We start from the raw sequence: 9,361 nt of genomic DNA, 5'->3' as shown, positions 1-9,361 counted from the left end.
ACCAGGATGTATTTGAACTTGCGATGATAGTCCCTCAGCACGTCCGGATAGGCGCGGAAGATGCGGATCGGGTGACAGAGGAGATCGCCGAAGTCGCAGGAATTCAGCGTCTGCAGCCGTTCCTGATAGGCCTTGTAGAGCTGGCGCCCCTTGCCGTTGCCGAAGCTGCGCGCGTCGCCTTCCGGAATCTCGTCGGGGCCAAGGCCCTTGTTCTTCCAGTTGTCGATCATCTGCGCGAAGGTCTTGGCCGGCCAGCGCTTGTCGTCCAGATTTTCGGCCTGGATCAGCTGCTTGATCAGCCGTACCACGTCATCGGTATCGAGGATGGTGAAATCGGATTTCAATCCGGCAAGCTCGGCATGCCGGCGCAGCAGCTTGACGCCGATCGAGTGGAAGGTGCCGAGCCAGGGCATGCCCTCGACATTCTGCTCGCCGATCAGCAAGCCGATGCGCTGCTTCATCTCGCGCGCGGCCTTGTTGGTGAAGGTGACGGCGAGAATCTGCGAGGGGAAGGCCCTGCCGGTGGCAAGGATGTGGGCGATTCGCGTGGTGAGCACCCGCGTCTTGCCGGTGCCGGCGCCGGCCAGCACCAGAACCGGGCCTTCGGTCGTTTCAACAGCGAGCCGCTGTTCGGGATTGAGGCCGTTCAGATAATCGGGCGCACGGTTCTGCGCGTTGCGTGCGGCCATGGCGCGCGCGGCAAGGCCGGATGGGGCGGCGGGCCGTGCATTCGGTTCGTCAAAAAAGGGCATGTCTTCCGAAAAGCCGGACATCGCCCCCGAATGTAGTGATTCGGCAGCGAAAGGCCAGAAGTGTCTCCGTTTTGTTCTAGTTGTTCCTGTTCGGGGCCGCCTTGACAGGCGCAACTTGCGAGAGAAAGCTGCCAACAGGGCAGGGACGGCAAGCCGTTGCCTCAGAGGCGCCGCAAGCGCGCAACAGTCGAAGGAGTATCGTCTTGGCTGTCACCATCACCTCCCTCGTCCTTTTGCTTATCGGCCTGGTCCTCGGCGGCGGCGGCATCTGGCTGGTGACGTTGGGTGGCAGCTGGTACTACCTGATTGCCGGACTGGCCTTCCTGATCACCGCCTGGCTCATTTTCCGCCGCAGATCGACAGGGCTCTGGCTCTATGCCGCGATCGTGCTCGCCTCGCTGTGCTGGGCGGTGTGGGAAACCGGCTTTGATTGGTGGCAGCTCGGCCCGCGCGGCGGCATCATCGTTCTCATCGCGCTCTGGCTGCTGACGCCATGGGCCAGGCGGGGATTCACCGGTCCGGACGGACGCGCTCCGCTCATCCTGGCGGTGCTCGCATCGCTTGCAGTGGCTGGCTATTCGATGACCGCCGATCCGAAGGACATCGGCGGCACGCTCAACACCGATAAGGTGACGCCGACGGCCAATCTCGGCGGCGACATGCCGGCGGGCGAATGGCATTTCTACGGCCGCACGCCGTTCGGCCAGCGTTACTCGCCGCTCGCTCAGATCACGCCGGATAATGTCGCCAAGCTGCAGCCGGCCTGGACCTACCGCACCGGCGACATGAAGGGTCCGGACGACATCGGCGAGACGACCTATCAGGTAACGCCACTCAAGGTCGGTGATGCGCTCTACATCTGCACGCCCCACAATTTCGCCATCGCCATCGATGCCGCGACCGGCAAGGAGAAATGGCGCTACGACCCGAAGATCAAGCTCGATCCCAACCGCCAGCACCAGACCTGCCGCGGAGTTTCCTATTACGCCGATGCGAAGATCGCGGCGGGCCAGCCCTGCGCGGCACGCATCTACCTGCCGACTTCGGACGCCCGGCTGATCGCTCTCGATGCCGCGAACGGGCAAGTTTGTCCGTCCTTCGCCGAAGGCGGCACGCTGAACCTGATGGCCAACATGCCCTTTCCGAAGTCGGGCTATTACTATTCGACCTCGGCGCCGCTCATCCTCGCCGGCAAGATCATCGTTGGGGGCGCGGTCAACGACAATTATTCGACCGAGGAGCCGTCGGGCGTCATCCGCGCCTATGACGCGGGCACCGGCGCGCTGTTGTGGAATTGGGATTCCGGCAAACCGGATCAGACGACGCCGCTGCCGGCGGAGCAGAAATACACCAATAACTCGCCCAACATGTGGTCAACGGCGAGCGCCGACGAGAAGCTTGGCCTGCTCTACCTGCCGCTCGGCAACCAGACGCCCGACCAGCTCGGCATGGGCCGCAGCGCCAATGTCGAAAAATTCTCCTCCTCGATCACCGCGCTCGACCTCAACACCGGACAGTTGCGCTGGGTGCGCCAGACCGTGCATCACGACCTGTGGGACATGGACGTGCCGGCGCAGCCGACGCTGGTCGACATTACGACGGGGAGCGGCGTGGTGCAGGCACTGGTAGGGCCGACCAAGCAGGGCGATCTCTATGTGCTCGATCGGCGCACTGGCGAACCGATCATTCCGGTGAAGGAAGTGCCGGCACCGGGCGGAGCGATCGAAGGCGACCATACCTCGCCGACGCAGCCGTCGTCCGACCTGTCGTTCAACCCGAAGCCGCTGACCGGCGCCGACATGTGGGGCATCACCATGTTCGATCAGCTGGCGTGCCGGATCGAACTGAAGACACTGCGTTACGAGGGACGCTACACGCCGCCCTCGCTGCAGGGCACGCTGGTCTACCCCGGCAATTTCGGCGTGTTCAACTGGGGCGGGGTCGCGGTCGACCCGGTGCGGCAGGTGATGTTCGGCATGCCGACTTATCTCGCTTTCACGTCGAAGCTCATTCCGCGCGCGGACGTGCCGCCGCCCGGCGACACCAAGGGCAGCGAGCAGGGGCTCAACCGCAATGAGGGCGCGCCTTACGCGGTGGTGATGGGGCCATTCCTGTCGCCGCTCGGCATTCCCTGTCAGGCGCCGCCTTGGGGCTATGTCGCCGGCGTCGACCTGAGAACCGGCCAGATCGCCTACAAGCATCGCAACGGCACCGTCTACGACATGACGCCGCTGCCCCTGCCGCTCAAGGTCGGCGTTCCAGGCATCGGCGGGCCGATGATCACGGCCGGTGGCGTTGCCTTCCTCGGGGCCGCGGTCGACGACTATCTGCGCGCATATGACCTTACGACGGGCAAGCAGCTCTGGCGCGCGAGGCTGCCGGCCGGCGGCCAGTCGACACCGATGACCTACACCGTCGCCGACGGCCGCCAGTTCGTGGTCATCGTCGCCGGCGGCCACGGTTCGGTCGGTACCAAGCCGGGCGATTATGTGATGGCTTACACGCTGCCCAAGTAGACGAGGACATCCAATCGCGCCGGCCTTTTTCGCCGAGCACGTGGCCAAGCGCCTGCAGCGACGACAGCAAGCGCCGCCTCAGCCAGCCGCTACGCCGGCGGCCATCACGTTCCCGGCATTCCCCTTTTTGCCGTTCGGACCGGGCGGGGCCGCTCCGCAGTTTCCCGTCCCACCGTGACAGCACCATCAACTTTTTCGGAATGACCAAAATGTGATGGATGCAGAAGCCACCGGCAATCGTCATGGTCGAAGTTCGGATCGAGTGCCGTTGTCGCCGGCGGATGACTGGACCGTGCGCGTTCTAACCCTATCTTGCGCGTCAAACAGTCGTCGAGGAGAGCCATGGCCGAACCTGTCGCCAAGCCTGTCGTCACACAGCCCATCATCACTCAGGCGATGATCGATGCCTATGACGAATATACGCATCTGACGCTCGACCGGCGGCGCTTCATGGAGCACTTGACTCGGCTCGCTGGATCGGGCGCCGCGGCCGCCGCGATCGCGCCGATGCTGGCTGCGAATTCGGCCAAGGCGGCGATCGTCGCCGAGAACGATCCGAGGGTGAAGGGCGAGGACATTACCTATCCCGGCAGCAGCGGCGAGATGAAGGGCTATCTGGTCAAGCCGGCGAATCAGTCCGGCAAACTCGGCACGGTGATCGTCGTCCATGAGAACCGGGGGCTCAATGGGCATATCCGTGACGTCGCCCGGCGCGTGGCGCTGGAAGGCTTCGTCGCGCTGGCGCCGGACTTCCTGTCGCCGCTCGGCGGCACGCCAGCCGACGAGGACAAGGCGCGCGACATGTTCAGCAAGCTTGATGCTGCCCAAGTCGCGGCCGACGGCGTAGCGACGGTCGCCTATCTCAAGACTTACCAAGACAGCAACGGCAAGGTCGGCGCGGTCGGCTTCTGCTGGGGTGGCGGCACGGTGAACACGCTCGCCGTCAATGCGCCGGACCTCAGTGCCGGCGTCGCCTATTACGGCATGCAGCCTAAGGCCGAGGATGTGCCGAAGATCAAGGCGGCGCTGCTGCTGCATTATGCCGGGCTGGACGAGCGCATCAATGCCGGCATCGACGCCTACAAGAAGGCGCTGGACGCCGCGCATGTCGAATACACCGTTTATGTCTATGACGGCGTCAACCACGCCTTCAACAACGACACCTCGGCCGCGCGCTATGACAAGAAGGCGGCCGATCTGGCCTGGGGGAGGACGGTCGCCTTCCTTAAGGAGAAACTGGCCTGAGGTGTGTTGATATTCAGGTGAGCCCGGCCTGCGAATGGCGGCTCCCTGCGCTTCCGGTGCTCACGTACTTCAAAGTACGCTCCGCTCCGGTTCTCGGAATCCACCATTCTCGGCTCGGCCTGACCTGAAGCTCAACACACCTCGACGGCGGCGGATCACTCCGGCGCTGGCTTGTGCATGGCGACGCCCGCCACAACCAGCGCGATGCCGAGGCAATCGGTGAGGCTCGGAACCTGCCTGAGCACGACCACGCCGATCAGGGTCGCGGTGAGCGGCAAGAGCGATAGCATGAGCGCGAAGCTCGCGCGCGGCAGCCGCGCCATGGCGAGCTGATCGCAAATGTAGGGGATGACGGAGGAGCAGAGGCCGACGCCGATACCGGCGATCAGCAGTTGCGGCGCCGAGAAGGCTGGCAGCGCCTCGCTGAAGCCGACCGGCAGCACGACGAGCAAGGCGATCGCCATGGCGGTGCCGAGGCCGGCGATGCCGAGGCCAGTTCGGGCGATGCGGTGGCCCAAAACGATATAGCCGATGAACAGCGCGCCGTTGAGAAAAGCCCAGAACAGGCCGACGGGATCGCTCGACCACTTGACATCGATGAGCAGCAACGTGCCGGCGACAGTGATGGCGAGCGCCGCGAAATTGCGCGGGGTTCTGAGGCCGACCATCGCGACGCCTATGGTGCCGACAAATTCGATCGCGGCGACTAGCGAGATCGGCAGGCGGTCTAGAGCCAGATAGAAGGCGCAGTTCATCACCGCCAGGCAGGCGCCGAAGGCCAACAGCAGCAGGCGGGCCGAGCGGTCGGCGCGCGTGAAAACCGCCCATGGCCTGGTAAGCGGCGCGAAGACGAGCGCGGCCGTGGCGATGCGCAGCCAGGCCATGCCGAGCACGCCGACCTGAGCGAACAGCAGCACGGCGAAGGCCGGCCCAAGATAGTGGAAGATCGCGCTGACGCAGAACCAGACATGCGGCGGCACCGCATCGGCCAGTCCGGCGAGGGCAGGGCGTGCAGCGTCGGTGTCGCTGCCGGCCCGGTTTGTCGGATGAACTTGCGCTTCAGAATTCATAGGGTCATTATCGCAGGCGAACTTCGCGACTTATATGGATGATGCACGGCTCCGATCACCGTTCACCTTCTGAAGAAAAGAGAATTATTTGAAACGCCTTCGAAATGAAAATGGCGAGCTGGATGCGGCGGACCTGAAAATCCTGCGACTCCTGGAAAAGGATGCGCGCACCAGCACGGCGGAACTGGCGCGCGCCGTCGGGCTCTCGGCGCCGAGCGTGGCCGAACGCATTCGCAAGCTGCAGGAGAATGGCGTGATCGAAGCCTATACGGTGAAGATCAATCCGACGGCGCTCGGCATGAAGCTGTCGGCATGGCTGCGAATCAGGCCGGTCCCGGGGCAGCTTGCCGTGGTGGCCGGGATCATTCGCGACCTGCCGGAAATCGCCCAATGCGACCGAGTGACCGGCGAGGATTGCTTCATCGCGCTCGCGCATGTCGGCTCGGTGGCCGAGTTGGAGCGGGTGATCGACAAAATTATTCCCTATGCGATGACCAACACCGCCATCATACAGTCGTCGCCGGTCGAGGCGCGCTCGCCGCTTGGCAGTTTAAGGGAGCGCTGAAGGCTCAGTGTGACCGCGTCTGATGCGCGCCTGCTTGAGAATCGCGCGCCAGCGGATCATGTCGAAGGGGATGGGCTCGTTGTTGTTGGCGATGTGGAAGATCTCGTTGTTGACGTTCTTCAACGATCGCCAGAAATCATAGTCGGTGATGCGCGGATCGGCCGCCAACCGCTCCACTTCGACCTTGATGTCGGTTTTCATGCACTGTCCTCGCACCGCATTCCGCCTGCCGCCCGCGCGTAAACCCGGTGCGGCGGTTTTCGAACGCGCCACTGAGTCGTTCAACAGACTCAATCGGCTTGTTCAGGTTAAAACCTTGGTAAGGTTAACGCCGGTGTGCGGGTTTTCAAGCGCTCTTGCGTTTGATGCCGATCGAACGGCCAGCACGCTCCGGCATCGGCAACGCGGCGTGGGCGGCGCTCATGGCTTCAACCTGTGCCATCACATCGGCCGGGAAGGGAGCGACCCTCGGCCCGGCCATGTCGACATGCAGCGCAAGCTGCTCGGACGTCGCGGCCAGCCAGCCATCGACGTGGCGAATCTCCTGATAGGCCCTCAGCCGCTTCTCGTCGTGGTCGATGAGCTGGAACGAGACCTTCACCTTGTGGTCGAGGTGAAGCTCCTGCACGTAGCAGACATGGACTTCCGCGGTGTAGATGGTGAGGCGGCGGTCCTTGGCATAGTTCGGTCCCATGCCCATCAGCTCGAACGCTTCGTCCGAGCAGCGGTCGAACAGCACGTTGTAATAGGCCATGTTGAGATGGCCGTTATAGTCGATCCAGTCCTTCTCGATCGCCATCGGGCTGGAAATGATCGGCGCGGGCATCGTCATTTGGTTTTCCTTGATCGTCGCTGGACAGGGCCTGGCTGGTGAGGTTCTCTTCGCTCTGGCGCAATTCCGGAGCTTCACTCTTTTCCTGGAATTGCTTTAGGCATCATCCATAGCTGCATTACAAGAGTGGCCGCTGGTCCATTCGCGGAGGAATTCATGGCTTTGAGCGACCTCAACCCCGTCGAGCGCAACGAGGAAGGCATCGCCGCCGCGCTCGGCATCCTCAAGCAGCGGTTCGGCGAGCGTTTTCAGACCGGCGAGGCGATCCGCGACCAGCATGCGCACACCACCACCTACATCCCGACCCAGGCGCCGGATGGCGTCGTCTTCGCCGAAAGCACGCCGGAGGTGCAGGAGATCGTGCGCACCTGCGCCGCGCATCGTGTGCCGGTCATTGCCTTCGGCGTCGGCTCCTCGCTCGAGGGCCACACCAATGCGCCGGGCGGAGGCATATCCATCGACACCTCTCGCATGAACCGCATCCTCTCGGTCAATCCGCAGGATCTCGACTGCACGGTCGAGCCCGGAGTGACACGCGAGGATCTCAACCGCCATTTGCGCGACACCGGCCTGTTCTTCCCGATCGACCCCGGCGCCAATGCCTCGCTGGGCGGCATGGCGGCAACACGGGCGTCCGGCACCAATGCCGTGCGCTACGGCACGATGCGCGAAAACGTGCTGTCGCTGACGGCGGTGATGGCCGACGGCGAGGCAGTGACGACCGGCAAGCGGGCAAAGAAAAGCTCGGCCGGCTACGACTTGACGCGGCTCTTGGTCGGCTCGGAAGGCACGCTCGGCATCATCACAGCACTGACGCTCAGGCTGCAGGGCATTCCGCAGGCGATCTCCGGCGGCGTCTGCCCGTTCCCGACCTTGGAGGCCGCATGCAACGCAGTGATAGCGACCATTCAAATGGGCATCCCGGTGGCGCGCATCGAACTGGTCAACGCGCTGCAGATGCGGGCGATGAAGAATTATTCGAAGCTCGACTACCCCGAGAGCCCGTGCCTTTTCGTCGAATTTCACGGCAGCGACGCCGGTGTCGCCGAACAGGCCGAGACTTTCGGCATGATCGCCGAGGAGAATGGCGGCGGACCATTCCTGTGGACCAGCGTCGCCGAGGAGCGGACGAAGCTCTGGAAGGCGCGGCACGACGCCTACTGGTCGTCGCTGACGCTGCGCCCCGGCGCCAAGGGGCTTTCGACCGATGTCTGCGTGCCGATCTCCCGGCTTGCCGAATGCGTCACGGAGACCGAAGCCGACATTGCCGAAATGGGCCTGCTCGCGCCGATCGTCGGCCACGCCGGCGACGGCAATTTCCATGTGCTTGTGCTGATGGATGTCGACAGCCCGCAGGAGATCGCACTCGCTGAAAAATTCGTCGCGCGGCTCAACATGCGGGCGATCGCCATGGAAGGCACCTGCACCGGCGAGCACGGCATCGGCCAGGGCAAGGTCGGCTTCCTGCGCCATGAGCTCGGCCATGGCGTTGAGGTCATGCGAACGATCAAGCAGGCGCTCGATCCGCTGAACATCATGAACCCCGGCAAGATCTTGCCGAGAGCCTAGACGCCGAGGGTTGCAGCCGAATTGCCTCTTTATCGCCGCGCGGATGCGGGTAGAGTGCGGCTGACTTTATCCTAGGCTTTGGGGCCGATGCTCGCTCGCCTGTTCGTGATCTTCGGTGGCCTGTTCGTGCTGGTGCTGTGCGCGGCGCTGGTGGTGCCGTATTTCGTCGACTGGACCGGCTACCGCGCCGATTTCGAGCGCGAGGCGAGCACCATCCTCGGTCGCAAGGTGACCGTGAAAGGCGACGCGACCGCGCGGCTCTTGCCATTCCCTTCGGTGACCTTCTCCAATGTCGAGGTCGCAGGCGGCCCTGGCGGACAGCCGGCGATGACGATGGAGACCTTCTCCATGGACGCGGAGCTGGCGCCGTTCCTGCGCGGCGAACTGCTGATCTTCGACATGCGGCTGGTGCATCCGAAGGCGACCATCGATGTTGCGGGCGACGGCACGGTCGACTGGGCGATCCGGCCGTCGACGCCCTTTGATCCCGGACAGATCGCGATCGAGAAGCTGACGGTGACCGAAGGGCAGATCGAATTGCGCCATGCCGCCGGCGGGCGCAGCCATTTCATCTCCGAGATCAACTCGACCGTTTCGGCAAAGTCGCTCGCCGGTCCGTGGCGGATGGATGGCTCGCTGCGCTTCGACGGACTGCGCACGGAAGTCTCGGCCTCAACCGGCAGAGCGGAAGCCGACGGCCAGATGCGGGTCAGACTCAAAGCCGACCCGGATGCCTATCCGCTCATCATCGAGACGGACGGCAATGCCGGCATCGTCAGAGGCGCGGCGGTCTATTCCGGTCAGTTCAAGGT

General features: G+C 63.9%; 9 protein-coding genes. 5 read left to right on the top strand and 4 right to left on the bottom strand.

The genetic code is table 11. From position 1 onward, the window contains the following. Positions 1 to 773: ATP-dependent helicase (locus tag EOA75_RS22835; RefSeq protein ID WP_164747506.1), on the bottom strand; the 773-nt coding region annotated here is incomplete at its 3' end. 182 nt (positions 774 to 955) lie between these two features. Here EOA75_RS22835 and EOA75_RS22830 point away from each other — a divergent pair. Further along, positions 956 to 3,268, top strand: coding sequence for a glucose/quinate/shikimate family membrane-bound PQQ-dependent dehydrogenase (locus EOA75_RS22830; protein ID WP_127325227.1), 2,313 nt, complete (start codon positions 956 to 958; stop codon positions 3,266 to 3,268). Positions 3,269 to 3,610: 342 nt separating this feature from the next. Then, a complete protein-coding gene (locus EOA75_RS22825; RefSeq protein ID WP_127325226.1) occupies positions 3,611 to 4,513 on the top strand; it encodes a dienelactone hydrolase family protein in 903 nt (300 codons plus the stop codon). 155 nt (positions 4,514 to 4,668) lie between these two features. Here EOA75_RS22825 and EOA75_RS22820 read toward each other — a convergent pair whose 3' ends face one another. After that, on the bottom strand, positions 4,669 to 5,583 hold the full coding sequence (locus EOA75_RS22820; RefSeq protein ID WP_127325225.1) for a DMT family transporter: 915 nt from the start codon (positions 5,581 to 5,583) through the stop codon (positions 4,669 to 4,671). A gap of 88 nt (positions 5,584 to 5,671) precedes the next feature. Between EOA75_RS22820 and EOA75_RS22815 the strand changes: the two genes are divergently transcribed. Continuing rightward, positions 5,672 to 6,148, top strand: a complete 477-nt coding sequence (locus EOA75_RS22815; RefSeq protein WP_067323168.1) for an Lrp/AsnC family transcriptional regulator — start codon at positions 5,672 to 5,674, stop codon at positions 6,146 to 6,148. Here EOA75_RS22815 and EOA75_RS22810 read toward each other — a convergent pair. Further along, positions 6,134 to 6,349: a hypothetical protein gene (locus tag EOA75_RS22810; RefSeq protein ID WP_067323171.1), complete on the bottom strand. Its 216-nt coding sequence runs from the start codon at positions 6,347 to 6,349 to the stop codon at positions 6,134 to 6,136. The genes EOA75_RS22815 and EOA75_RS22810 overlap by 15 nt on opposite strands. Positions 6,350 to 6,494: 145 nt before the next feature. Further along, entirely contained in the window at positions 6,495 to 6,980 is a 486-nt protein-coding gene (locus EOA75_RS22805; protein ID WP_127325224.1) for a thioesterase family protein, read from the bottom strand. A 156-nt stretch (positions 6,981 to 7,136) separates the two neighbouring features. Here EOA75_RS22805 and EOA75_RS22800 point away from each other — a divergent pair, with 156 nt between their 5' ends. Together EOA75_RS22800 and EOA75_RS22795 are read left to right on the top strand one after the other, a co-directional pair. Further along, positions 7,137 to 8,549, top strand: coding sequence for an FAD-linked oxidase C-terminal domain-containing protein (locus EOA75_RS22800; RefSeq protein WP_127325223.1), 1,413 nt, complete (start codon positions 7,137 to 7,139; stop codon positions 8,547 to 8,549). Between the two features lie 87 nt (positions 8,550 to 8,636). Further along, positions 8,637 to 9,361 (top strand): AsmA family protein (locus EOA75_RS22795; RefSeq protein WP_127325222.1); only part of this gene is annotated, 725 nt, incomplete at its 3' end.

Source organism: Mesorhizobium sp. M1A.F.Ca.IN.022.07.1.1, from assembly GCF_003997575.1.
Classification (GTDB): domain Bacteria; phylum Pseudomonadota; class Alphaproteobacteria; order Rhizobiales; family Rhizobiaceae; genus Mesorhizobium.
The sequence above is the reverse complement of the archived record's forward strand: the minus strand, read 5'-3'. Positions and strand labels throughout refer to the sequence as shown.